General features: G+C 31.0%; 22 protein-coding genes, 2 tRNA genes and 1 pseudogene. 7 read left to right on the top strand and 18 right to left on the bottom strand.

The window, feature by feature from the left end; translation table 11 throughout:
* Positions 1 to 166: 166 nt before the first annotated feature.
* From AAGD20_RS04075 to AAGD20_RS04015, 11 genes are all read right to left on the bottom strand, one after another.
* Positions 167 to 2782 (bottom strand): AsmA-like C-terminal region-containing protein, encoded by a 2616-nt coding sequence (locus AAGD20_RS04075; RefSeq protein WP_341748569.1) that lies wholly within the window; start codon positions 2780 to 2782, stop codon positions 167 to 169.
* A gap of 378 nt (positions 2783 to 3160) precedes the next feature.
* Positions 3161 to 4015 carry a CPBP family intramembrane glutamic endopeptidase gene (locus AAGD20_RS04065; protein ID WP_341748568.1) on the bottom strand — a complete coding sequence of 285 codons (855 nt, stop codon included), beginning with the start codon at positions 4013 to 4015 and terminating at the stop codon, positions 3161 to 3163.
* Between the two features lie 151 nt (positions 4016 to 4166).
* On the bottom strand, positions 4167 to 5024 hold the full coding sequence (locus AAGD20_RS04060; protein ID WP_341748567.1) for an Rpn family recombination-promoting nuclease/putative transposase: 858 nt from the start codon (positions 5022 to 5024) through the stop codon (positions 4167 to 4169).
* A gap of 40 nt (positions 5025 to 5064) precedes the next feature.
* Positions 5065 to 6021: an Rpn family recombination-promoting nuclease/putative transposase gene (locus tag AAGD20_RS04055; RefSeq protein WP_341748566.1), complete on the bottom strand. Its 957-nt coding sequence runs from the start codon at positions 6019 to 6021 to the stop codon at positions 5065 to 5067.
* A 40-nt stretch (positions 6022 to 6061) separates the two neighbouring features.
* Positions 6062 to 6982 (bottom strand): Rpn family recombination-promoting nuclease/putative transposase, encoded by a 921-nt coding sequence (locus AAGD20_RS04050; RefSeq protein WP_341748565.1) that lies wholly within the window; start codon positions 6980 to 6982, stop codon positions 6062 to 6064.
* Between the two features lie 40 nt (positions 6983 to 7022).
* Positions 7023 to 8051 carry an Rpn family recombination-promoting nuclease/putative transposase gene (locus tag AAGD20_RS04045; RefSeq protein ID WP_341748564.1) on the bottom strand — a complete coding sequence of 343 codons (1029 nt, stop codon included), beginning with the start codon at positions 8049 to 8051 and terminating at the stop codon, positions 7023 to 7025.
* A 3-nt stretch (positions 8052 to 8054) separates the two neighbouring features.
* A complete protein-coding gene (gene proS, locus AAGD20_RS04040; RefSeq protein WP_094649695.1) occupies positions 8055 to 9356 on the bottom strand; it encodes a proline--tRNA ligase in 1302 nt (433 codons plus the stop codon).
* A gap of 14 nt (positions 9357 to 9370) precedes the next feature.
* Positions 9371 to 9949: a GTP cyclohydrolase I FolE gene (gene folE / locus AAGD20_RS04035; RefSeq protein ID WP_192866950.1), complete on the bottom strand. Its 579-nt coding sequence runs from the start codon at positions 9947 to 9949 to the stop codon at positions 9371 to 9373.
* Positions 9950 to 9966: 17 nt separating this feature from the next.
* Positions 9967 to 11322: a cbb3-type cytochrome c oxidase subunit I gene (locus AAGD20_RS04030; RefSeq protein WP_341748563.1), complete on the bottom strand. Its 1356-nt coding sequence runs from the start codon at positions 11320 to 11322 to the stop codon at positions 9967 to 9969.
* A gap of 15 nt (positions 11323 to 11337) precedes the next feature.
* Positions 11338 to 11414 (bottom strand) — tRNA-Ile (locus tag AAGD20_RS04025).
* A gap of 233 nt (positions 11415 to 11647) precedes the next feature.
* Positions 11648 to 11723: transfer RNA gene (locus tag AAGD20_RS04015), tRNA-Lys, on the bottom strand.
* A gap of 121 nt (positions 11724 to 11844) precedes the next feature.
* Between AAGD20_RS04015 and AAGD20_RS04010 the strand changes: the two genes are divergently transcribed.
* Positions 11845 to 12573 carry a 3-deoxy-manno-octulosonate cytidylyltransferase gene (locus tag AAGD20_RS04010; protein ID WP_341748562.1) on the top strand — a complete coding sequence of 243 codons (729 nt, stop codon included), beginning with the start codon at positions 11845 to 11847 and terminating at the stop codon, positions 12571 to 12573.
* Between the two features lie 171 nt (positions 12574 to 12744).
* Here the strand turns inward: AAGD20_RS04010 and AAGD20_RS07100 are convergent.
* The 4 genes and pseudogenes from AAGD20_RS07100 to AAGD20_RS03995 form a co-directional block, all read right to left on the bottom strand.
* Positions 12745 to 12939: pseudogene (locus AAGD20_RS07100) on the bottom strand (IS4 family transposase); the annotation flags it as partial.
* A gap of 131 nt (positions 12940 to 13070) precedes the next feature.
* Positions 13071 to 14261 carry an IS4 family transposase gene (locus tag AAGD20_RS04005; RefSeq protein ID WP_341748561.1) on the bottom strand — a complete coding sequence of 397 codons (1191 nt, stop codon included), beginning with the start codon at positions 14259 to 14261 and terminating at the stop codon, positions 13071 to 13073.
* A gap of 573 nt (positions 14262 to 14834) precedes the next feature.
* Positions 14835 to 16673, bottom strand: a complete 1839-nt coding sequence (locus AAGD20_RS04000; RefSeq protein ID WP_341749446.1) for a heme lyase CcmF/NrfE family subunit — start codon at positions 16671 to 16673, stop codon at positions 14835 to 14837.
* On the bottom strand, positions 16669 to 17940 hold the full coding sequence (locus AAGD20_RS03995; RefSeq protein ID WP_341748560.1) for an HlyC/CorC family transporter: 1272 nt from the start codon (positions 17938 to 17940) through the stop codon (positions 16669 to 16671). The genes AAGD20_RS04000 and AAGD20_RS03995 overlap by 5 nt, the downstream gene beginning before the upstream one ends.
* Positions 17941 to 18209: 269 nt before the next feature.
* Between AAGD20_RS03995 and AAGD20_RS03990 the strand changes: the two genes are divergently transcribed.
* From AAGD20_RS03990 to AAGD20_RS03980, 3 genes are read left to right on the top strand one after another with little or no spacing between them, the layout of a single operon-like run.
* The gene (locus AAGD20_RS03990) at positions 18210 to 18488 is read left to right on the top strand and encodes a DUF1543 domain-containing protein (protein WP_341748559.1); all 279 of its coding nucleotides are present in this window, start codon (positions 18210 to 18212) and stop codon (positions 18486 to 18488) included.
* Positions 18485 to 18739 carry a type II toxin-antitoxin system prevent-host-death family antitoxin gene (locus tag AAGD20_RS03985; RefSeq protein WP_341748558.1) on the top strand — a complete coding sequence of 85 codons (255 nt, stop codon included), beginning with the start codon at positions 18485 to 18487 and terminating at the stop codon, positions 18737 to 18739. The genes AAGD20_RS03990 and AAGD20_RS03985 overlap by 4 nt, the downstream gene beginning before the upstream one ends.
* Entirely contained in the window at positions 18739 to 19158 is a 420-nt protein-coding gene (locus tag AAGD20_RS03980) for a type II toxin-antitoxin system VapC family toxin (RefSeq protein ID WP_341748557.1), read from the top strand. Before AAGD20_RS03985 ends, AAGD20_RS03980 begins: the two co-directional genes overlap by 1 nt.
* Before the next feature lie 211 nt (positions 19159 to 19369).
* On the opposite strand, the gene AAGD20_RS03975 is transcribed toward AAGD20_RS03980, so the two are convergent.
* The 3 genes from AAGD20_RS03975 to AAGD20_RS03960 all read right to left on the bottom strand — a co-directional run bounded on the left by AAGD20_RS03975 (position 19370) and on the right by AAGD20_RS03960 (position 24250).
* Entirely contained in the window at positions 19370 to 21124 is a 1755-nt protein-coding gene (locus tag AAGD20_RS03975) for a hypothetical protein (RefSeq protein ID WP_341748556.1), read from the bottom strand.
* 309 nt (positions 21125 to 21433) lie between these two features.
* A complete protein-coding gene (locus tag AAGD20_RS03965) occupies positions 21434 to 21628 on the bottom strand; it encodes a palindromic element RPE2 domain-containing protein (protein WP_341748554.1) in 195 nt (64 codons plus the stop codon).
* 186 nt (positions 21629 to 21814) lie between these two features.
* Positions 21815 to 24250 (bottom strand): N-6 DNA methylase, encoded by a 2436-nt coding sequence (locus tag AAGD20_RS03960; RefSeq protein ID WP_341748553.1) that lies wholly within the window; start codon positions 24248 to 24250, stop codon positions 21815 to 21817.
* A 239-nt stretch (positions 24251 to 24489) separates the two neighbouring features.
* Between AAGD20_RS03960 and AAGD20_RS03955 the strand changes: the two genes are divergently transcribed.
* From AAGD20_RS03955 to AAGD20_RS03945, 3 genes are all read left to right on the top strand, one after another.
* Positions 24490 to 25470, top strand: coding sequence for a thioredoxin domain-containing protein (locus AAGD20_RS03955; protein WP_341748552.1), 981 nt, complete (start codon positions 24490 to 24492; stop codon positions 25468 to 25470).
* A gap of 117 nt (positions 25471 to 25587) precedes the next feature.
* Positions 25588 to 25860 (top strand): AtpZ/AtpI family protein, encoded by a 273-nt coding sequence (locus AAGD20_RS03950; protein WP_341748551.1) that lies wholly within the window; start codon positions 25588 to 25590, stop codon positions 25858 to 25860.
* The gene (locus AAGD20_RS03945; RefSeq protein WP_341748550.1) at positions 25860 to 26588 is read left to right on the top strand and encodes a F0F1 ATP synthase subunit A; all 729 of its coding nucleotides are present in this window, start codon (positions 25860 to 25862) and stop codon (positions 26586 to 26588) included. Before AAGD20_RS03950 ends, AAGD20_RS03945 begins: the two co-directional genes overlap by 1 nt.
* The last annotated feature ends 16 nt before the right edge of the window (positions 26589 to 26604 follow it).

The raw sequence follows: 26604 nt of genomic DNA, 5'->3' as shown, positions 1-26604 counted from the left end.
TATATGGTTTAAAAATCTTCTTGTTAAGATATAGTCAATTGATGAGAAGTTGGTGACGTCGTCACTCGTCGCTCGCCTATTACTTATAGGCGTCGCTCCATCGCTCCTAGCATCAACTTATCCTGAATTGACTATAGAATAATATTACTAGTCGGCAAGGTTAAAATTATTGTTTTATAACTGTGGATTTTTTTTTGTTCTCTAAAGCCTTTGTTAATTCAGTTTCATCTAACGTTTTTATAGGTTCTAATATAGTACCCGATGTTTTTATTTTAAGATTTATAGGAGTATTTTGATTACTAGAGTCATTTAAATTAAGTTTTGAGTCTGCTATATAGAAAGATAATATTGAAGATAATGTCATGTCCCAATTATATACATTTACAGCTAATGATGCAGACCCACTAGTATATTTCGTATTAAATACTACATCTTTTATTGTAGCTATGCCATTTTTTAACTGAATGTTGCCACGCAAACTATCTAATTCAGTTTGCCCTTGATACATAGCATAGGCTAAATCTTCTTTTAAATATTTAAGATTATAATCTTTATTATTAACTTTTTCTATAAATGAATCAATGGAAAAGTTACTGATTTTAGCATTTTTTACGACAAACTCTGATTGAGTGCTAAGCTCATATAACAATTTTTTTAAACTATCACCATTAGTGACGAGTGTTCCATTGATACTCATCCCCCCATAATTGTTTAGTAACCCTTTCGGAAAAATATTAGATAATTGAGCTAAATCAATAGAATTTAGGGCATAAACAAAGCTAAGAGTATATGGATCTAATAAAATATTACCTTCTGCTGCTAATTTACCAGAAAGTAAATTTGCTTCAAGGTTACTGATCTTAAATAGGGCATTGTTATTTGCTAAAGCAAATTTAATATTTTGTAATACTAGATCATTCTGCGTTATTTTTGATAACATGCCATCTAATTTTAACTCTATTTTTTCTAAATCAAATTCATTTAGTAATTTATTTCGTAGATTAAGTAAAGATTCAGCAGTTAAATAGTTAACATTAAGAGAACCATCATTTATTGTAACTTCTAATTGTGGTTTAATATTATTTGCTAACAAATTGGCACTAAGATTGATGTAATCACTATTGGTTCTTATATCAAGATTACTAATTTCAATATTACCTGGCGAAATATTTGCTAATATATATGCTTTCCCAAATGAATTATCTCCCATAATTATATCATTGATCGTGATATCAAAATTACCTAAATAATTAACTGTTCTAATGGGAATATATTTAGCTAAGTATGATTCATCTTTCATATTTTCTGACAAACTTTTGACAAATTTTACCAATGGTGAAATTATTGGATAATCCTCTCTATTTAAATCTATCGAGGAGAAGTCAAGAATAGCTATAAAATGTGGCATAGAACCAATAAATCTAGCCGTAATATTACCGGTAACTTTAGTATTCTCAGTTTTTAGCATAAGATTTTGTAAATATACATCTATTAAAGTTAGTTTTAAATCTGAGGATAAAATAAAAGCTGTAGGATTTTTACTAACTGCCTGTTGATAACCTAAAGTATTCAATACAGAATTAAGGTCATTATGTTGCAAGTAAATTGTGCCGTCAAATATACTTCTTACTGAGTTTTGAGTTACATTACCTACAAATTGAAAATTTCCTCCGGATTTTATTGTACCAGAAAAATCATTAACCACTAATACCCCTTTGTCTAAATTAAGCAAAATTTTAGTATTATTTAATACCTCATCGTTATTTAATATTATTTGATCAACTAAAATATTGGTGATAATTGATTTATTCTCAAAGAGAAACCTTAACCCAAAAATTGAATTGCTAAATTGTTTAATATTATTTGATGAGGTAATCAGTGATTTTGTATCTATCTTAGGAAAATGTAATTTTATTATACTAGTAATATCATCACTTTTATTCAAATATATTGAACCATTACCTGCTAGTGAATTAGAATCTATAATTATATTTTCTAGCTTAAGTAATTGGGGAGTAGGTAAAATATCAAATTTTATATTTATCTTTTCATTCGGATTAAATCTTCTAAACAAAGAATCTAAATCTGGTATAAGAATATGTAATATATCAGCTAAATGTTGTATTAGATATTCTGCTTTGCCATTTATCAGTTTAGAGTCTATATAGGTTTCTAACAGGTGAAAATTATAATCACTATTAGCAATAGTAAGGTCAAGATTTATTTGATTAGCATTTCTTTCAAAGAATCCGGATAATTTTCCTACATACCCCCCATTTCCCTTGAATGAAATTTTACTAGAAACAGGGTTGTTTTTAAATAGAGAGCAGTTATTTAAAGTAAGAATAGGTTGGTTATCTTTATTTAAAATAGTCAGATTTTTAACATCAAAATTTATATCTATTATACCATTTATTATCAATGAACTAACTATCCTATCATGGTTTATAATGTCAAAATCCTGCTCATCTGAATATATTGTGGCATTATTTATGGTTACAGCACTAATTTTTGGTCTAAGAATTAATAATGACCATGGAGCAAAGTAAATTTTTATATTTTCTAATTCTAGCCTTCCATCTTCTTTTATACGATCAATAGTCAAATAAGGTATAGGAAATTTAGTTATTTTTATGTTTTTTAGATTTTGAGGAGAAATTTTTAATTCATTGACAAAACTGTTACTGACAGAATTATAGTCAACAAAGTTTACAGCAACTAATATAGAGCATATTAACAATGAAATAGCAATGATAGTAGATATAATTATTTTTCTTATCATAAAAGATTATCCAAGATCCAATATTACTAGGAGATTGTTAGAAATAACTAAAGTAATTATCCCTGATGGTCTCTTAGGTATATATCAAAAACGTTAAAAATAGAAACTATAGTCAATTGATAGGAAGTTGGTGACGTCGTCGCTCAATGCTCGCCTATTACTTATAGGCATCGCTCCATCGTTCCTAGCCCCAAATTCCCCTGAATTGACTATATATCACTGAATTTGGGATATAGCTAATCCGATTAAGAATTTAGCCATTGCGATCTGACGAAGAAGTTATCACCAATTTGCATACGTCCTCTCAAATTGCTGTATAAGCTTTTCCATATAACCGGCAGTTTATGCTTGTTCCTAATCCATTATCTGTACCAGTCTTCAAAGCTTATTAACAGCTGGATAAGTAAAAAGTAAAATATGAGTTAAATTAAGCATAAAATGAACAAGTATACTTGCTTCAATTCTTTTCGTTACTTTATATATCCATCCATATAAAGCTCCAGCTACTGTAGCTAAAATTACGTATTTTAGCCCTCCTGGATAGTGCATCACTCCAAAGAAAAGTGCAGGTATTAGTATGGCTATATCCTTAGAATATTTATATTTTAACTGATTTAATGATTCTTGGAAAAATCCTCTAAATAATCCTTCCTCAGCAACGCATGTAAAAAATAAATTATTGATTACCCATATCCATAAATTTTGTGGTATCTTTGGTGCAAATTTGATGTACTCAAATGCAATAGATAACACTATTATTACTAATAGAATAATTGGTAATCTATAAAAAACTTGCAAGAGTAATATTTTCAGTTCGCTACAAGTAGATGCTAAATCTAAAGTTAAACCTATAATAATTAAACCGACAATTGTCTTATCTAAGTTTAAATATAGTGTAAACGGTAAAGCATCTGGAGTGAATTGTATTTTATCTAAAACTAATAAATTATCAAATCCTGGAATTAAATGCAGTTCTAACATTAATCCAAGTACGAACACTAAACTCCATAAGACATATTTCAATTTAGTAGAAGATTTATGATACGAAAATACTAAATAAAAAAACAACAAAATTGCTAAAATAGCAAACAGACTCGCTATATTACTAACAAAAGATAAGACTAGAGAAATAGATAGAAATAATTGCCATGGTTTAAATTTTCCTTTTACAGGAAGCCATAATGATATAACACTAATTAGTAATGTTATATATGTAAGATATTTTAGCCACATATTTCATCTATAATTGATTTGGGGTAATGTTGCACAGCCTATAGCTAACCAGTTTACTGCATTTTCAATAGTTCATTGATTTTAGTAATAGATAGTCCAGTAATTTTCGCTACTTCTTCAATTGAGCTACCATTGTTTATCATCATTTTTATTATTTAGCTTCGCCTCTAGCTTCTCCGATTCTAATACCATCCTGTACTCCGATTTTAATACCATCTTGCACTCCGATTTGAATCCCTTCTTCTTTCCATACTTGAGCTATACTAGGCATAAGTTCTTCTCCTTTTTCTTTAGTTAAACTATTTTTTAATATTTTTTCTAACTCTATTTTATCATTTTGCTCAATAAAGGTCAAAGTATAGCTCAATAGATTTCTTATATGGTCATGGCCTATTGTTATTTTACTCAATTTAGGCAAGAGATGAGAAATTTCCTGCCATCTTTTCAGTAATTGACGTTCGTGGATGTGTTTGAAGAAAAATAACAAAATCCCAGACCATACTTTTTTCTTTAGCTCCTCATCGGGGATATCATGTACGTTAATAAGCTGACAATCATTTGTCCAAAAGCCTCTGGCTAAATCTGGATGGCTAAATAAATTCCATATATTGAGCGATGCGTTATATTTCTTCTTGCCATTATAAATTATTAGGGGATAAATTACTGGAAGGCTTTTAGCTTTAGGATTAGTAGTTAAATATCGATCACAAATATTAATCATATATTTAAATAACCTAAATGCCATCATTTTATCAACAGTACTTTGATGTTCCAATAGCAAAAAAATATAGCCATCCTGATCATTAAACTTAACAGAAAATAATACATCAGAAATAGTTTCAGAAAGGTCTGGCTCAATAAAACTATCTTTTTCTAATTTTAAAGATGTACTATCGATTAAAGCCAACACATCTTTAGGCAAATGAGTTGCCAAAAACTCTTTAGCAACTATGGGATTCTCCATAGATTTGCGAAAGATTTCGTCATGTTTTGGCTTGTCTAGAGTCATAATAAAATTTGCTTATATAGCTAATCTAATAATTCATTACTTACTGTACTTTCAGTAATTCATTGATTTTAGTAATAGATAGTCCAGTAATTCTCGCTACTTCTTCAATAGAGCTACCATTATTTATCATCATTTTTATTAATTTAGCTTCTCCTCTAGCTTCTCCCCTAGCTTCTCCCCTAGCTTCTCCGATTCTAATACCATCCTGTACTCCGATTTGAATCCCTTCTTCTTTCCATACTTGAGCTATACTAGGCATAAGTTCTTCTCCTTTTTCTTTAGTTAAATTATTTTTTAGTATTTTTTCTAACTCTATTTTATCATTTTGCTCAATAAAGGTCAAAGTATAGCTCAATAGATTTCTTATGTGGTCATGGCCTATTGTTATTTTACTCAATTTAGGCAAGAGATAAGAGATTTCTTGCCATCTTTTCAGTAATTGACGTTCGTGGATGTGTTTGAGGAAAAATAACAAAATCCCAGACCATACTTTTTTCTTTAGCTCCTCATCGGGGATATCATGTACGTTAATAAGCTGACAATCATTTGTCCAAAAGCCTCTGGCTAAATCTGGATGGCTAAATAAATTCCATATATTGAGCGATGCGTTATATTTCTTCTTGCCATTATAAATTATTAGGGGATAAATTACTGGAAGGCATTTAGCTTTATGATTAGTAGTTAAATATCGATCACAAATGTTAATCATATATTTAAATAACCTAAATGCCATCATTTTATCAACAGTACTTTGATGTTCCAATAGCAAAAAAATATAGCCATCCTGATCATTAAACTTAACAGAAAATAATACATCAGAAATAGTTTCAGAAAGGTCTGGCTCAATAAAACTATCTTTTTCTAATTTTAAAGATGTACTATCGATTAAAGCCAGCACATCTTTAGGCAAATGAGTTGCCAAAAACTCTTTAGCAACTATTGGATTCTCCATAGATTTGCGAAAGATTTCGTCATGTTTTGGCTTGTCTGAAGTCATAATAAAATTTGCTTATATAGCTAATCTAATAATTCATTACTTACTGTACTTTCAGTAATTCATTGATTTTAGTAATAGATAGTCCAGTAATTCTCGCTACTTCTTCAATAGAGCTACCATTATTTATCATCATTTTTATTAATTTAGCTTCTCCTTTAGCTTCTCCCCTAGCTTCTCCGATTTGAATCCCTTCTTCTTTCCATACTTGAGCTATACTAGGCATAAGTTCTTCTCCTTTTTCTTTAGTTAAACTATTTTTTAATATTTTTTCTAACTCTATTTTATCATTTTGCTCAATAAAGATCAAAGTATACTGTAATAGATTTCTTATATGGTCATAGCCTATTGTTATTTTACTCAATTTAGGCAAGAGATGAGAGATTTCTTGCCATCTTTTCAGTAATTGACGTTCGTGGATGTGTTTGAGGAAAAATAACAAAATCCCAGACCATACTTTTTCCTTGAGTTTTTCATCAGGAATATCATGTACGTTAATAAGCTGACAATCATTTGTCCAAAAGCCTCTGGCTAAATCTGGATGGCTAAATAAATTCCATATATTGAGCGATGCGTTATATTTCTTCTTGCCATTATAAATTATTAGGGGATAAATTAATGGGAGGCTTTTAGCTTTATGATTAGTAGTTAAATATCGATCACAAATATTAATCATATATTTAAATAACCTAAATGCCATCATTTTATCAACAGTACTTTGATGTTCCAATAGCAAAAAAATATAGCCATCCTGATCATTAAACTTAACAGAAAATAATACATCAGAAATAGTTTCAGAAAGGTCTGGCTCAATAAAACTATCTTTTTCTAATTTTAAAGATGTACTATCGATTAAAGCCAGCACATCTTTAGGCAAATGAGTTGCCAAAAACTCTTTAGCAACTATGGGATTCTCCATAGATTTGCGAAAGATTTCGTCATGTTTTGGCTTGTCTGAAGTCATAATAAAATTTGCTTATATAGCTAATCTAATAATTCATTACTTATTGTACTTTCAGTAATTCATTGATTTTAGTAATAGATAGTCCAGTAATTCTCGCTACTTCTTCAATAGAGCTGCCATTGTTTATCATCATTTTTATTAATTTAGCTTCACCTTTAGCTTCGCCTCTAGCTTCTCCCCTAGCTTCTCCGATTCTAATACCATCCTGTACTCCGATTTTAATACCATCTTGCACTCCGATTTTAATACCATCTTGCACTCCGATTTTGATACCATCCTGTAGTCCGATTTGAATCCCTTCTTCTTTCCATACTTGAGCTATACTAGGCATAAGTTCTTCTCCTTTTTCTTTAGTTAAACTATTTTTTAATATTTTTTCTAACTCTATTTTATCATTTTGCTCAATAAAGATCAAAGTATACTGTAATAGATTTCTTATATGGTCATAGCCTATTGTTATTTTACTCAATTTAGGCAAGAGATGAGAGATTTCTTGCCATCTTTTCAGTAATTGACGTTCGTGGATGTGTTTGAGGAAAAATAACAAAATCCCAGACCATACTTTTTCCTTGAGTTTTTCATCAGGAATATCATGTACGTTAATAAGCTGACAATCATTTGTCCAAAAGCCTCTGGCTAAATCTGGATGGCTAAATAAATTCCATATATTGAGCGATGCGTTATATTTCTTCTTGCCATTATAAATTATTAGGGGATAAATTACTGGAAGGCATTTAGCTTTATGATTAGTAGTTAAATATCGATCACAAATATTAATCATATATTTAAATAACCTAAACGCCATCATTTTATCAACAGTACTTTGATGTTCCAATAGCAAAAAAATATAGCCATCTTGATCATTAAACTTAACAGAAAATAATACATCAGAAATAGTTTCAGAAAGGTCTGGCTCAATAAAACTATCTTTTTCTAATTTTAAAGATGTACTATCGATTAAAGCCAGCACATCTTTAGGCAAATGAGTTGCCAAAAACTCTTTAGCAACTATGGGATTCTCCATAGATTTGCGAAAGATTTCGTCATGTTTTGGCTTGTCTAGAGTCATAACTTACATATAAGAAAGAATTTTAGAGAGGTAGGTAACAACATTTTCTACTGTTAACTCTTCTGTTATTCCTGTTTTACGATCTTTTAATTCGACCACATCTTTCTCAGAGTTTTTGGAACCAATAATTATTTGGTACGGTGAACCTATAAGATCATGAGTGGCAAATTTTTTACCAGCTCTCTCATTTGTATCATCGTATAATACCTCTATTTTATTCGCTACAAACTGATCATATAGATTTTGTGATAGTTCATTGCATTTACTATCAAGTATATTCAAATTTAATATTGATACCATAAAAGGAGCAATATTTGGAGGCCATATAATCCCTTTATCATCATGACTTGATTCAATTATGGCGGCTAAAAGTCTTGAAATACCTATACCATAGGAACTCATTTCCACTGGCACAAGACTCCCATCACTAGCATTTACTAGAGCCTTCATTGCTTTAGAATATTTTGTACCAAGATAAAAAATATGCCCAACCTCTATAGCCTTACTACTAGCAAGATTCTCTTCTGTTAACAAACATTTATCATGAACATGTTTTTCTTCTGCTACCGCATATAAGGATTGTAATTTTTCAATATCTAAATTTTCCTGATCTATTAAAGATAGAAATTTTTTGTCATAAAAAATAGTACTCTCACCATTAGTGGCAAGAATATGGAACTCATGGCTTAAATCCCCACCAATCTGACCATTATCAGCAAGTACTGGGATTACACGGAGTCCTATATCACGAAAAGTTTGCATATATGCTAGATACATCTGATTATAAGTTTTTATCGCACTTATTTGGTCTATATCAAAAGAATACGCATCTTTCATTAAGAACTCTCTACCACGCATCACCCCAAAGCGAGGTCTAATTTCATCCCTAAATTTCCACTGAATATGATATAAGTTTTTTGGCAAATCTTTATAGGACTTAATATTATTTCTAAAAATATCGGTAACCATATCTTCATTAGTAGGTCCAAATAATAACGTATTATCATGGCGATCCTGGAATTTTAACATTTCCTTACCGTAATTCTCAAATCTTCCAGATTCCATCCATAAAGATGCTGGTTGAATACAAGGCATTAATATTTCAATGGCACCTACTTTATTCATATTAAGTCGGACAATATTTTCAACATTTTTTAGGGCTTTTAATCCCATAGGCAACCAGCTATAAATTCCAGCAGATTGTTGTCTTATCATACCACTTCTAAGCATCAATCTGTGAGAAACTACTTGAGCCTCTACTGGCTCTTCCTTTAGCACGGGTAAAAAATATTTTGATAGTAACATAGCTCTTTCTTTGATTATTTTTTGGCAATAATATTTAGAAATTCATGACGATATTTCTGCTGCTCTAAATATATACCAGTATAATGCATAGTATTCATAATACTATCATTTTGCATAACACCTCTAAGAGTCATGCAACTATGTAATGCAGAAATCCTGACCGCAACACCCATAGGCTTAATATATTTCTGTAATGTTTCAGCAATTTGTACTGTCATTTTTTCTTGAATCTGTAGTCTTTTTGCAAAAACATCAACTATTCTGGCAAATTTACTGATACCTATTATACAATTATCTGGTATATAAGCTATATCAACCGTACCATTTATTGGTAACAAATGGTGTTCGCAAAAAGAATTAAACTTTATGTCTTTTAATAGAATGAAGTCCTGAAAGTTACCAGTTTCATAAAATTTAGTAGATAATATTTCTTCTACATTTTTATTGTACCCACAAAACATCTCTTGGTAAGTTTTTATTACTCTATCAGGAGTTTTCGCTAACCCCTCTCTATTTGGATCCTCACCAATAAATCGCAATAAAGTTCTAACTGCCTCTTGGGCTTCTTCTATAGTAGGTTTTTTCAAGGTCATTATTTTTATTATACTAATTATTTCAATACCATCTTTTTACCACAAATAACAACAAACATCAAGCCACCAACAATAGCAATTAGTCCTCCAGCACCCATTGCCCCCATCAGTAACTTACTGCTAATCGTCATTTCTACTCCTGGTGTTTTTCGCATCACCCCATAACCACCAGCAAAAAGAAGAGCTATAATATGTAACATTTGCCCGATAGTTAAAGTAATAATTGCTGCAGAGGAATATGAGTTTTTCTTTTGTTCATTATTACATGCATTGTCACATAAAAGAAAGCTAAATCCCATAAATGCCACACTTATTCCAACAATCGAACCATGATAGTGGGCAGGAACAGTAACGTTCATACTGGTAATTAACACGCCAATAAACCCTCCAGACAAAAATAATATGCTAGAATAAATGATGCTTGCTTTTATAGGAGAATTTCTTACAAGAGAATTTACCACTAGTTTATGATTATGGCTAACTAGCTCATAAAATATTAGTATCAAAGACAGAGCTGGGGCTATTCCGCCACCATATTTCATTTGTTTAGTATAATATTCTTTGAATTCAGCATCTATAATATCATATGATAAGTGTCCCCAAATAGCTGCAATACTTATCAAAAAATTTAAATATAATAAAATCAGATATAATTTGTTAAATCTTAATTCTTTATTTACCCAAGTATTGGATAATACTATTATTACTAATATCATAATTTGTGTGTAAATAAATTGCAATAAATGCCCCCCACTCCAGAAAAGCAATTCATAGTAAAATTCTATATCGACTGGCACAAGCTTAATAACTTGTTGTAGTTGATAATAAGAACAAATAAAACATACCCATACTAATATCCACATTATTGCAGTAGAAAGGATAGTAAAATTGATCAATTTTTGACTTTTTAGGTTCTTAATCGTTGCTAGGATGACGTTTGATGAAAATAACAATACCGATACGCCAAATAAACTAATTCCAAGAATAAACATTATATTCTCCAGCATTGGTATGTAATTATTCATTACAGGAAGATTTTGTCCACAAAGTGGTGATAAAGCTATTAGTGCAGTGCCAAAAAATGCTATTATTACATATGTTATACTGGAAGTCGTTGGCTGTAAATTATAGCTCCAAATACATGCTGTAACGGATATCAACCAAACTAGGATTGATAAATTAACATGAATAACCAAAGCTGATTTAAAGATTTCTGTATTGGGAAATAGGGTAACTAATATAGGAGTGCGGAGCATTACCAATATTATTGAATACACCCCAGCAAGGGCAAGCGAGATTACCCCATTTCTAAGCCAGCAAATAGCTAATTTATTACGACTTAATTGATCAATTATATTATTCTCAAGATTCATAAAGAATACTTATGATGGTGGGTTTGAGAAGACTTGAACTTCCGACCTCACGCTTATCAGGCGTGTGCTCTAACCAGCTGAGCTACAAACCCATTAGACCTCTTGCAAAACTCTACTTCTGCTGGTAATTTGTACGTCGATGCGGTACTCGAATCCTCACGTACATTAGAGTACGCTGCGGTTCTGCGTTCCGCGTCTCCTTCAAATTCCTCAACATAAGCGAGTTTTGCAAGAGGTCTATTACTAGGAGGCGGTCTCCTAGTCTCCGCCTTTAAATATTGGCGGCGGTATTCATATACAACTAAGGGGGTTAACTACCCTGAAGTGGTGGGCTCGCCGGGATTCGAACCCGGGACAACCTGATTAAAAGTCAAGTGCTCTACCAGCTGAGCTACGAGCCCCAAACATAATGCTTAAAGACAAATTGTGTCCCAAAACAATATTCCAACACGCTTTACTTTATCGTTTAAAAAGGCTATCATGTCAACAATTATTTTGGTAAATATCTTTAAATGGTAACTTATGCATTCTGATGTTGCAATTATTATCCCTTCAAGACTTGATTCTGTTAGGCTTCCTAAGAAACCTTTACAATTGATAGGGGAACTGTCAATAATTGAACGCGTTCTAAGACAAGTACACTTAACCAAACTAAAAAATATTTATGTAGCAACTGACTCAGAAATTATAGCTAAAAAAGTTACTGATTGTGGTGGGCAATTGATTATGACAAACCCAGACTGCCAGACTGGTACTGACCGTGTCTATGAGGCATTTCAGGCAATACCTAACAATCATAATATTAATTATATCCTAAATGTCCAAGGTGACATGCCTTTTATAGAACCGGAATCAATTATTAAAGTTATTGAAAGCCTAAAGTCTAGTGACCATGATATTATGACCCCAGTAGTAAAAGTTGGTATAAACGCCGTAAATGGCAATAGTAATGTCAAAGTTATTACTGACCATAATGATAAGGCTCTGTATTTTTCTCGCAGTCTTATTCCTTATGGCTCTGAAGAATTTCTATATCACGTAGGAATGTATGGGTTCCGCAAAGAAGCATTAATTAAATTCATAAACTTACCTGTCTCAACTTTAGAATTAAGCGAAAAATTAGAACAACTAAGAGCCTTACAAAATAATATGTCCATAGGGGTATGTTATGTTAATAATATCCCCATTTCTGTTGATACCCCAGAAGATTTAAACAAAGCTATCAAATTTTATCAACAATTTAATATATAGTCATATAATTAACTATAGCAATAGACCTCTTGCATAACCTAATCTAATTGGTAATTTTGTTGTAAAAACTCATCTCCGTTCCTCACATACATCTTAGTCATATCTTTACCCATAAGTTTTTAATGAGTTAAAAGTTTCTAATGCCAAAGTAAAGTCCTTTAGCCTTTGGAGTCATATCCACATGGATTTAATGCTCGGAGCTTTATCACTTTTTCTATTTAAAAACCCACCGAATCGGGAAATTATCTTATTTATTTTACCAATCGAAGAGACAGTATTAGGTGGCAGCTTTTTGTAAGCAATAATATAGATCGCTTTCCACTCAACTTCTTCATAAAATAATTCACAACTAAGTGACGTATGGGATCTGCCTAAATACTTTGCATTTTTTAACTTTCAACAGTTGTGGGAGCTATGCCTCAGTACCCTACAATTTTTATTCTATAAGTATTAAGCAGCATAAAAACGTCATTGCGAGCTGATGTATCCCCACGAAATTAAGCACGACAAAGCTCCGTCTTTATAATAGATGCCAGGGGTTCTACCAATGGTTTTATGGCATGCAAATAATTAAATTCAATAATAAATTTCTCAAGGGTAAAATACGAATAAATCTTTTTATCTTTTACTGTGTTAGGTTGGAAAATTCTTTGCATACCTTGGCTATAGCATACCACACCTATAACCCAATATGTTATAATAACAATGGCAGATAGTAACATTAAAACTCCCCATCTATTCACATCTAAAGTTCGAATATATCTTCCAGCAAGACCAAATTGATGACTTTTTATTGCTCGAAACGTCTCCTCTATTTGCATACGTTTGCTATATAGCCTCACTATTTCTGCTCCCTTATATTCATCAGAACTTAAGTTAGTTACCAATATCCAAGGTTCTTTTGCAGCTTTGTTATATGAACCATTTGCTGTTTTGCTGCTAGTACGATTCCTGCTAACCTTCTGCACTCGCCCCTTAGGGACTTTGCAAGTTGTAACCATTCTGCAGGAATATTTATGAGCTTTGGTTAGCAGAATCGTACCACATTCCATCGTTTTTGAACCAATTGATGGCATGAAATTTTCAACTGATATCCAATCCTCATTCTTAGCTAATTTTAAATCTTTTCCTTGTCGTACCCGACACACCCAACTCCACCCTTGTTTTTCTATTTCCTTAAACCATTCAATATGAAAGCCAACGTCCATAATCACAATAACCCTTTTTCCATCAGGTATTATACTCTTTAATTTATTTAGAAATTCTACCGTTCTGCCCTTTAATTCACCTTCTTCAAACACATCTTGATATAAAGGTAAACTCATCCCTCTTGTACAAAATTGAGTACTTAGCATTTGTACCATGCGATCATCTTTAAGATAACATAAATCAATCACAACACTGTCATCATTAGAATGCTTAATAAACTCAAATATGAAATATGATAAAGCACTATAGAGACTATCAACCTCGTTATATAAATGTTTGTTACCTATACATCTATCAACTTTTTTTATTTTATGTTTCACTTTACTATCACCACTCAAGTTCCTGCCAATTGCACTCAAAGACAAATTCTGACTATATCGCAAGCCTTCTGCAACATCAAGTAACGCATTTAAACGATTATTATGTATAAAAGGACAATGTTCTTTTATTACTTCATTTAATACTGTTTTTACATCCATAACCTACTATCTCCATCATCATTAAATAATGATGATATTCTATCAATTCTTGCTATTTTGCAACAATTTCGTGGGGATACATCAGCTCGCAATGACGCTTGGTGATCAGGTTTTTTTATTCATTACAAAAAATAGCAAAAAAAAACGTGAATGCTCACATCTAAACTACAACTGTAGTACTAGTAAGAAACATTTCTAGAACAATATTTTCAGCATAACCTAAGTTCGCGGCCGCGAACTTTTTATATTTTTTCTATAATTTTAATCAAATATTTTTTTTAGCTCTTGCCTATCAATATTTGATAGCTTTTGAATCCCCTTTTCTTGAATTTTCATTTTTCCTTGAGAATTTATTATCATTAAGACCGTATTCAAAGTATATAGTTTATCGGTCGCGATCGCGACCGATAAACTAGGAAATTATAAACAATATGTAGCCACTTTGTACCTAATTCAAGTTAATTCACTGTATTCTCAGACTTAAGATAAAATTTTTCAATGCTATCACGATTATTAAGAAGCTATTTTTTTTTGAGTGTTTTGTAAGAATAAAACTAATCATAATCTGGTTAGTTATATACTAAGTTTATTAAATAATCCGATTAACAATCCTCCGGCTATAAGTATAATAGATAGCCAGATAAGACTCATCATCGGTTTGTAATATATTTTTGCATGAATTACATCATCATCAATTTTACTTAACACCGCGTAAAGATCATAAGTTAAATAAGAATATATATTACTTTCTTGGGATAGTTGTTTTTCTATTATATAAAATCTATTTTCAGGTTTTAATATAGTGATATTATTTTGTTGATCCTGAATCCAAAATTCAGCAATTTGCCGATAATAGTTTTGGGCTGATGATACTCTAATATCTTTTAAAGTAACTTCAAATCCCTTTGCTGTCACCTTGTCTCCAACTTTGCCTATAAAATCTACTTCACTTTGTAATAATGAATTAACAGTAATAGTTAAAACAAGTAAGCCAAAGCCTAAATGTCCTAAGATCATGGCAATATTGGCTTTTAGTTTGGTTCTAAAAAAATGGCTCTTTGTTAATACATAATAACAATTTTGTATTATTAGAAAAAGAGAAAATGTTACAGCCCATGCTGAAATGAAGCCATACTGAATTTGGTATGAGCTGATAAACGTTATTGCAAAAGAACAAACTAAAATGAGTAGGTTTTTTTTTCTTATATGATTTCTTTGAGCGATACCAGCTAGTAGAACCGTTGGGATGATAAAAATTATAAAATTATTGATAAAAAATCTTTCACTAATGGTAACAGATTCTTGGTATAATAAAGAATAAACTATGGGGTAAATGGTGGAACATAGTAATACTACTAGAGCCGTTAAGAAAAATATACTGCCCCAAACAATAAGCTTGTGCTTGAATTGGTGTTTGTCTAATCCTATCGAATTAGGTTGAGTGATATTTTGCCCTTTTACTAGTAGTAGAACTAAGCTTGATATGGCAATAATAGCAAATATTGCCAGCATATAGATTGCCCGCTCAGCTGATGAGGCAAAAGAGTGAATTGAGGTGATTAGCCCTGAGCGTACCAAGAACGTACTCAAAACTACCAGTAAGAAAGTGATGATGGATAAGGTTATCGTCCAATTTTTCATTCGTCCAGATTTGATTGTTACCAAGATTGAGTGATGTAGAGAGATAGCCGACAACCATGGTAGTAGGGAAATATTTTCTACTGGATCAAAAAACCAAAAGCCACCCCAGCCGAGTTCTCTATAAGCCCACCATGATCCTAGGGCTATTCCTAAGGTTAAAAAAATTATTCCTAAATTGCTAAATATTTTAATAGTTCTAAGATTAGCCGAGTCTAAGTTAGAGGTAAGCAACATAACGCAAGCCGATGTAAAAGGGGCGACATAACAGACCGAACCTAGATATAATATAGGTGGATGTATTATTAGGGCAATATCTTGAAGCATAGGGTTTAAGCCGAGACCCTGAGTGGGACGGAATGATAGGCTGTCAAATGGGTTGGAGGTAAAATAAATGAAGCTACTGAACAGTATTTGTATTAGTGCTAGTACAATTATGTGGTAGACTCGAGTTGGACGGCTATTAAATAGTGCAATATAAATAACGCCTATAGTTTGCAATAAACACAGCCACAACAGAATAGACCCCTCATGACTTGCCCAGCTGGCAGCAATTTTAAATCCTAAAGGCTTTAATGTACTCGAATTAAAAAAAACATTCTGTATAGAAAAATCCGATATAATAAATCCACACACTAATAACAAAAAAGATAATAATGTGGACAGCCAGCTACAGTAAAAAAATAAAGTACCTGTACGATATGAAGCGGTAATAACTGCTAGTATACTGAACAGCATTGCCAATATTTGTAAATAATTACCAAAATTACTAATCACTTTCAGATTCTTTATTTGGTAAAACAATAACTTTTATGCTATCAAGCCTATTGCCTACTTTTTTGCTAATAGTAATACTTAAATTAAATATTTTTATAGATTCCCCTTGATTAGGAATACGCTCAAGTTCATGGATAATTAAGCCGGCTATGGTATTTGCATTATAATCAGGTAAATTCCAATTTAGTTCTCTATTTACATCTCTTATAGTTACAGAGCCGTCAATAATAAACTCCACTTCAGATTTCTTTACAATTGTGTCAATAGGATAATCATGTTCATCAATAATAGGACCAACAATCTCTTCTAAAATGTCTTCTAAAGTAATAATACCTTGTAAATCGCCATATTCGTCAACAACACAAGCAAAATGGTTTTTTCTTTCTCTAAAAGCATGAAGTTGATGAGTGACCAAAGCGTTATCAGGTATAAACCAAGGCTGACTTATCAATTCCTCGATATTAATTTTTTTTACATCATTATTTTTTTCATAAAGAGCTCGGAGCATATCTCGTATGTGAAGTACACCAATTATGTTGTCCTGAGTATCTTTCCATAATGGTATTCTGGTGTGAGGGCTGGATAATAATGCTTTCCTTACTATCTCCTCTTTAGGCAAATCTATATTGATGGCTATGACATTACTTCGGTGTATCATAATTTCAGATACTGTCATTTTCCTAATATCTAATATACCGCCTAACATATCACGGTCAGATTTATAAACATTACCTTCTTGATGATAATGCTCAATAACTCCCCTAACTTCTTCTGTTCCTGAGATATTTTGTTGCAGATTAATACGAAAAATAAAACAAAACCCTTTAACTATCAATTCAAAGATATAGTTAATTGGTCTCAAAATGTTTAAAAGATATATAATGGCTGGAGAAGTGAATAACGCTAACTGTTCTGCTTTTGCTACAGCAATAGCTTTTGGTATGATTTCACCAAAAACAATTATCAAGAAAGCCATAACTGCTGAAGCTGCAACAGTACCATTATCACCTAGCCAATCGATAAATATACTGGTAGCAATCGTAGTACAGACAGTATTAAATAAGGTATTGCCAATTAGTAATGTGCCAATTACTTTTTCTTTTTTCTTTAGAACTTGTAATACAATCGTGGCACGTTTAATACCTTCTGCCTTAAATTTTTGTATTTTCCCAGGAGACGAGGCGGTTATAGCCGTTTCAGTGGCTGAGAGTAGTGCGGAACATCCTATCATTAGAACAATAATGATTATCAAAAAAATAGTCATTGATCTTTGTATAAATTTATTTAGTATAAAGATGATTATATTACTAACTGTAAAATTTCCCTAATACTTTTTTATTTGAAATACTGCAGAAGCTATATACTCCTGAACTCACCTTACGCAGGATCTTTTTTACTATAGTCAATTGATGAGAAGTTGGTGACGTTGTTGCTCAATGCTCGCCTATTACTTATATGCGTCGCTCCTAGCACCAAATTCCCCTGAATTGACTATATTATAAATAATTTTATTTGTTATATAGAGTTTTTTATATGCAACAATTTCATGATTTTATATTTAACTCTCCTAAATTAGGCATTTTTTATCTTGGTGGTAAGATTGAAGGATGTAACATAGAAATACATGATGTGGTTTTTGTAATTGGAAAGTCAAACATAGATATGTCTAAACAGATTAAAAGCAAATGGATTGGTACAGCTGGATCATTACATATTGATTCTTGGTTTATAGCAGATACTATTGATGGTTTTAATATTCATATTGATGAAATAAAACCTACGGTCAGTGAGAATCATCAGCAAATCTTATGAAAGAAAAGCTTTCTAACCAAATTAGTGCATTTGAAGCAAAAACACATTTTTCTAATCTTATTAAAAGAGTAAAAGATGGGGAAAAATTCACTATTTTAAAACATAATACACCAATTGCAATTCTTATGCCCATTCCTTCCCAACAAAGGTTCAATATTGAAGAAATAATAAAAAATCTTGGTGAATTCCGTCAAGGAAAAAAACTCGCTGGTTTATCTCTCAAAGAGCTAATAACAGTAGGAAGAAAATAATGACTAAATCTTTTATATTGGATTGCTCCGTTACTATGTCATGGTGCTTTGAAGATGAATTTGATAGTTATTCCGAAATAGTTCTTAACTCTCTTACTCAATCCAAAGCTTTGGTACCACCGCTTTGGAGCCTTGAAGTAATCAACGTTTTGCTTATGGCTGAAAAATGCGGTAGACTAAAAAATGCTGACTCAACTAGGTTTATAGATATGTTAGGTTCTTTAGCAATATACATTTCTGATTTATCATTTTCTATGTCTGAGATTATAAATACCGCTCGTAGTAATAAACTGACCTCATATGACGCAAATTACTTATTATTGGCTATGCACGAAGGATTAGGTATTGCTACTAAAGACAATGATTTAATAAATGCTTGTCAGATAAATGGAGTAGAGATTTTTTTGGATAGCAGGTAAAAAGATAAAAGTAGGGTGGATTTTGATTAATTCATCAATTGACTATATACCTAGGCTCTGTGAACAAAATTTAAATTACTAGATTTCGACTCTTTTTAGCTGCAAATTATAAGATTTTTTTGAAATAGAACTAACTATTCCGGCAAAAATCTTATTAATTTTCGCTTAAAAATACTCAAAATCTAAACAATTAAAATTTTGTTCACAGAGCCTAGCAATGACGGTTAGTATATTCATTTAGAGATTTCTTGATGTTATTAAGTATGATAAGTTCATTTTTCCTCCTAGTAAATATATAATATATTATTTTGCCTATAGTGGTGCGTTTTTTAACTTGCATAACCAACTCCTGCTGAACAATTTCTTGAATTGTCGTTAAATTACCATTCTTTAGAAATTGCGATAAGAGCTGAAGCTGTTCAACACTAAAAGTTGTTAGCAATATTCTAATGATTACTGTAACATAACCTGAAGGAGTTGTTATATTAGTCCTCCTGACATATTTCTTAAAATTTAAACTAAATGTTTTATTTAAATATTTATCACTAAAAATTTCTACAAAATTTATTTCGCGTAATTGGTTTATTACTATTACCCTTTCTTGTTCAATTATCCTCAACATTTTGACTGAAGTAACATAGCTATTTATCTTATAGTCAGCTACGATTTTACAGGTTATTATTTGTTGTATAAACTCTACATAATTTAGATCTTTTTTTAACAATGAACTAATATTGCTAAATAGTAGCTGATACCTAGTTTTTAAGGCATTTTTAGTAAAACTATCTAAAGAAATATATCGTTTAATAATTTTAGCTTCAAGTTTTGAAGAAAATTTAGATTCAATAGAAGAAATCATTAAAGAAATAGTATGACCACTTTGAATGTTTTGAGTTAACCCTTTTCTAATATAAGATAGTATATAATTAAGATCAGGGTCTACGGTTATATTAAGTATCCTGATAGCATTTATATGCTTTGTAATATTAATTAAAACTTCATGCATAAAGGTATTTCGCTGGAGTAAAAATCTTTCTACTATAGTAAATTCCGAATTTTCTATCTGATGTATCATAGTATTATAATTTTCAAATAATTCTAAAAGCTCATATCCTGAATTATTCAATTTATTGGAATTTTTTCTAAATTTCGATTCCTCATGTATTTTTATCAAAATATGGTTTATAATATTAGATTTAACACATAAATCTTTTAGCCTATTATATAAGCAAATTAACTTAGCATTAGTTAATTCTATTAATACGTTGTGATCATTTATCAGGAAATTAACAATTCTTTCAAAAGTATATTTATAATCTACGGAGTTCTCTGCTTGCAGTATTAATAATATATTGGCATGGAATAGCAATGGGACAGAGTCTTTCTTTAGATCAATAGTAGAATCAATCTGCCATAATTCTTTAATAAGCAATAATTGATCTAAAAGTAGATTTTGTTGTTCTGTTAATAAATTATAGTTAATTGATGAGAAATTGGTGACGTTGTCACTAGTTACTCGCCTATTACATATAGGCATCGCTTCATCGTTCCTAGCACCTATATCTAAATTTACAATAATTGCAGTCGCCTGTAGATTATTTATAACATCTTGATTCTTAATATCTTCAGTTATCAGTAGGCAACAATGTTGTACAAAATTTTCCGCTAAATCCATTACTGTTTTTAGTGCTTGATTATCTTTTGCCCGATGTGAATTAGAAGAGTTTTCTAAATAATCCAATAATTGCTTAAGAGAAGTAGAAAAATTTGTTATCTCTTCTGTTTGATATTTTTGTTGCTTTAACAGCTCAATAGAAAGTGTTCCGTATTGTTCCAAAATGGAATGCAAATTCTTTTGGCTATTCGAACTAAGATAATCAAGCAAATCACTATTTTGTTGCAGGATTTTTATAATACTAAAAGTATACAAAGACCTTTTTAAAGTATTAGGATACTTACAAGACACGATATACTCAGAGCTTAAAGAGACGAAGCAGTTTTTTAATCTTTTTTCATACATAACTAATAACCTATTGTATCACTCACCTTACGCATAACCCCTAGCAATTTGAAAATTGCAAAATATCTATTAGCGAGACCACGTAGTATCCGTATTAAGTCGGGGCATCAAATAGACCTCTTTCAAAACTCTACTTCTACTGGTAATTTGTACGTCGATGCGGTACTCGAATCCTCACGTACGCTAGAGTACGCTGCGGTTCTGCGTTCCGCGTCTCCTTCAAATTCCTCAGCATAAGCGAGTTTTGAAAGAGGTCTAATGCAGGGATAACACAAAACATGGTTGCTTCGTCGACCTATAATCAATTGATGGGAAGTTGGTGACGTCGTCACTCGTCGCTCGCCTATTACTTATAGGCGTTGCTCCATCGTTCCTAGTACCAAATTCTCCTGAATTGATTATACCAGCAATTATAAATTCAAAAATATTAGTTTTAAAACAAAATAACATTACAACTTTAGAGCTAACTATAATGTTAATTACTAATTGTTTAGAGACTTAATTACTCTAAATTTACACCTAGCAATTATAGCTATATTATAGCAATTTATATTTTGAATTTATAATTGCTATCGACCTACGGTCTTTTTTGCAATTTTTAATTACCCTGGGTTATGCGTAAGGTGAGTATATAATCTAATATCGCGATCCTAAAATATGTTTGAGAAACACTGAATTATCAATACCCGCCATTAAACTTTTAATAAATTCAACGTTAATGGTTTTATTCTTATTTAAAGGTAGTAAGAATGAAATATTTTGTAATCTACCTTTGGTTAATCCTAGATTATAACTATACTCTTGCACTGCTAATCTTATAGAGGTAGTCAGAAATAATGCCACATCAGGATCAAGTATTTTATTTGGTAATTTCTCTTCTTTTATTTTTAAAATCCAGATATTTTGACCGGAGCAAAAATCATGATGTTGGTAGAAGGTTGAACCAGTACTACCATCTAAGGCTATTGTTATAGTATTTCCATTATTTATCAAACCATTCGCAGGAATAACATAGTCAGAAACTCCGTTATTTACACCTTTTCTACCGATAAAAGGAATCGCTTTTGGATTAAAAAGGTTAGATAATTCAATGTTTATTTTATCAATTTGTTTTGTTGGCAAAATATCAAAATATGTTATCAGTAATTCTTTAGATAAGTAATTGATAATATCTATAGAATCACCATATTTGTGCTGCGTATTATAATAATCTCTTGGCAAGAATTTAAAATACCTATTTTGCACTAAATATGCAAAATAATTATTTACTGTATTTTGTATATCGTTGATTTTCATTAAATAGTTGAATTCTTTATGTAACGTATAAACCCACTGATCTTTTGCTGTAATAATTTTTTTAAATGAAAATTTTGTTTCAGATTTTTGCTTGTATGCATCTAAGAAATTCTGGTAATTTTGTTCTGCTATGTATTTAGGAGTTCTCATTTTTTGATTTTTAATTAGTTCATAACCATCATTAAATTCAGCAAACCATGTTTCACCAATGTGTTGTGAGTGTGTTTCAAAAACCAAAATAATAGTTTCCGTACCTTTAGGATAAAACAATTGACAGGGCATTTTTATAGAGGCTAAAAGCTTATGCTTGGTAAGAATTCTTTCTTTAATTGATATTAATCCAGAGTGTTTTTTGGTTCTGCTTGATACAGCATTAACAGGGATAATTGCCACTCCGATAGAGTTAGGTAGTAAAACATCTAACATTAATTCTACAAATGAGATTTCAGAATATATCTCGTCCGAATAAGGCGGATTAATAAAGCCAACATTACATTCTTTCTCTAATAATGTATCCTTGATAGCAAAACAATCATCACAATATAGATTAGATCTCCCATCTTTATTAATAAACATATTTAATGCAACTATAGTGTAGATGCTAGTTTCTTTCTCTACTCCGATAATATTTTCTTTCCTGAACTTTTCTTTTTCTGAAAATGAATATTTATCATTTAACGATATTTTTTTCCAAGCAGCAGTCAGAAATCCACCAGTTCCAACACATGGATCTAAAATTTTTGAATTAATATTAATATCTGCTAGCTCACAAAATAATTTGGTTATATGGGATGGAGTTAGAACTATCCCTAGGTCAGAACCGCCAGAAGTTGAATAAGACAAGAACACATTAAAAAACAATGCTATTAAATCTAGCTCACTTTTCTTATAATACTCAAATAAAATATTATCGACATTTCTCACTAACTCTAATAAAGTGCCATTTGGGAATTTTTGCCTTGCAGCTTCCTTATCGTTAATCCCTAAATTTTCCAATACTGGTTGTAATTCACTTTTAATGATTTCTTTTTTTCTAAGTCCAGCGTTTTTTATCTTTCTATCTAAAGTTTGATACAAAAATTGTGCAAGTTCTTTATTATTATTAAAAGAAGAATAACACATTTTAAAGGCAGGATCTTCCAAAGCAAAAAGTATTGAGCCAAGTGCGTATAACCTTTTATGTTCCAATACTCCTAAATAACTACGAAGAAATTCATTGATTAATTTAGATTTTTCACTAAGCAGCTTTAATTGCTCAGAATTATTGATAATTCGTTGTTGTTGATGGATCAGATTGCGATAATCTTCAATTTTTTTGATTTGCTTGATGTTAAAATTTGTAAATGTTTCAGCAGATTTTTTCCAACCATATGTATCAATCTTTAATGTTTCAATTGTACTACCAGAAACCCCAATGGCAATAGTATCAAATTGATTCTTTAAAAATGATGCGTACCATAACGCACCATTTACTGCATAATCTGCAACACATTGCACAATATCTTTTTCATATATATGATATTTGATATCACTTTTATTCTCTATAACAATAACTAGATTACTTTCTTGGTCATAAATAATAAACTCTGGATATCCTTGATTACCAGTTTGTTTCTTTGAAGCATTTGATAAGATGTCATTGATTATTGAATTTTCTGCTTTTCTTGCCCAAACTAATACATTTTTATTAATGTTATTAAAATTCCCATCAATATAATTTTGAGAACGTAACATGTTAATAATAATTATATCAGTAACTGCTTCAAGTTTGGACATAGTCATTAGCCTTAAAAAAATAAATCAACCAAGTTACCAATATTATACACTCAATTAGTAAATCAACCAATAACTCATTGACATAACTCATTGAAATTTAATGTAATTCTTACAGATATGGGGGTAAGATAAAATATATTGCCTTAAAAATACAAGTTTTTATTGCTTAAAGGTAAGTAAAACTTTATATTTATATAACATTTGTGTTTTAATTTAATTTCAAAGAATATATCCAGACTATGCATACTATCATTATCATTCTAGTCTCATTATTGTTGATATCATGCTCAGAAGAAAGTGATACATCTAATAATAAAAACAAGTTAGCTGATAATAAGGCAGAGGTAAGTCAGGAGAAAGCACCATCGGAAGAAAATAATGATATAGTCAATTCAGGGAAATTGGGTAGCAGGAGCGATGGAGCGACGCCTATAAGTAATAGGCGAGCGACGAGTGACGACGTCACCAACTTCTCATCAATTGACTATAACCCTGCTAATGATAAATTAGACATAATAGTAGATGATCAGGAAGTAGAACAACAAGATTCTACGATTTCAACTGATACTGAGAAGCCTCTAGAAACAACAAAGAATTCTACAGTTGAATCTGTTGATGGGAAGACTGACGTGCAGGTTGTTAGCCCGAAACAGATATCTTATAAACCAACTTTCAATGTTAGTCAAAATGATATAATACTTGGTAATATTGAGGCAAATGTGGTGGTAGTTGAGTATTTTTCCCCAACTTGCCCGCATTGTGCCTATTATCATGACACGATTCTACCGAAGCTTAAAAAGAAATATATTGACACTAATAAAATTACTTACATAATTCGTGAGTTTATTGGTAATAAACAGGATTTAGATGCAGCAATTTTGCAGCGTTGTCAAAATAATAAAGATAGTTTTCTTAAATTCCAAAGTGTGATATTGTCGCAACAAGATAAATGGGGAGTCAGTAATAGATATCGTGAATTGCTAACAAATATAGCTCAAATTGGTGGAGTGTCAGCAGAAACTTATGCTAAATGTCTTAATGATAACCAAATTGTTGAAACATTACTAGCCAATACTAACCTTGCTGCTAGTGCTCCAAATTTTGTTGGTACACCTGCATTCTTTGTTAATAGTATACAAACCAACGGCTATGATTTACAAACTCTTTCTAAGGAAATTGATAAAGCATTAAGCAGCTCTACTACTCACCCTATTAAATGATAAAAAAGTATATGCTCCTATCATTTGAAGACTGGTAGACGAAGATCAAAATTAGTATATGACTACTGCGATCTTGAATAACGACAACGCAATTATTGATTTTCTATCTGAGTATACATGGCACAAAAGAAATTAAAAGATATCCAAGAAAGGATTAATAAATTTAAAACAAATAGTCATCAGAGGCGTCCTAAGCCTAATCCAGAAAAGCAAATTGATGCGTTTGTTATTGCACTAGATTTGGTTTCTAGCGTGATGCTGGGGTTGATTGCTGGTTTTGCATTAGATAAGTTGTTTAATTCTAAACCATTTTGTGTTATAATATTCTTATTGATAGGTACGTTTGTTGGGTTTAGAATAATTTGGCAAAAATTAAATAATAAAAAATAATGTCACATAGTCCTTTAGATCAATTTGCAATAAAGAAAATAGTAGAAATTAATTTATTTGGTTTTGATATTAGTTTTACCAACTCCAGTTTGTATATGGTGCTTGCTGGGGTTATAGTTCTGTCGTATTTTTATTTAGCTTTAAAAGCAGAAAAAATTATTCCGTCTAGATTACAGCTTAGTGCTGAAATAATTTATGATATAATTACAGTGACGTTAAGTCAAAATGTTGGAGAGAAGGGGCGTAAATTTATACCATTAATTTTTACTTTTTTTATGTTTATTTTATTATGTAACTTGCTCGGAATACTTCCTTACGGATTCACTGTTACTAGCCATATAGCGGTAACCTTCGCCTTAGCAATTATGATATTTTTTATGGTGACAATTATTGGTTTTATTAATCATGGTCTGCATTTTTTATCAATATTTTTACCTAAAGGTACGCCTATTTGGTTAGCTCCGCTTATGATCGTAATAGAATTATTTGCATATTTAGCAAGACCCATAAGTTTATCTTTAAGATTAGCGGCTAACATGATGGCAGGACATGTATTATTAAAGGTAATGGCAGGATTTATAGTATCATTGATGATTTTCCTTAAATTTTTGCCAATTCCATTAATTATTATCCTTATTGGATTTGAAATTTTTGTAGCAATACTTCAAGCTTATATCTTTACAATTCTTGCTTGTGTATATTTGAATGATGCTGTAAATTCACATTAGAAATTTTTATATTTAG

It is taken from the genome of Candidatus Tisiphia endosymbiont of Sialis lutaria (assembly GCF_964026535.1).
Lineage (GTDB): Bacteria > Pseudomonadota > Alphaproteobacteria > Rickettsiales > Rickettsiaceae > Tisiphia.
This window is presented reverse-complemented; position numbering and strand designations above follow the sequence as displayed.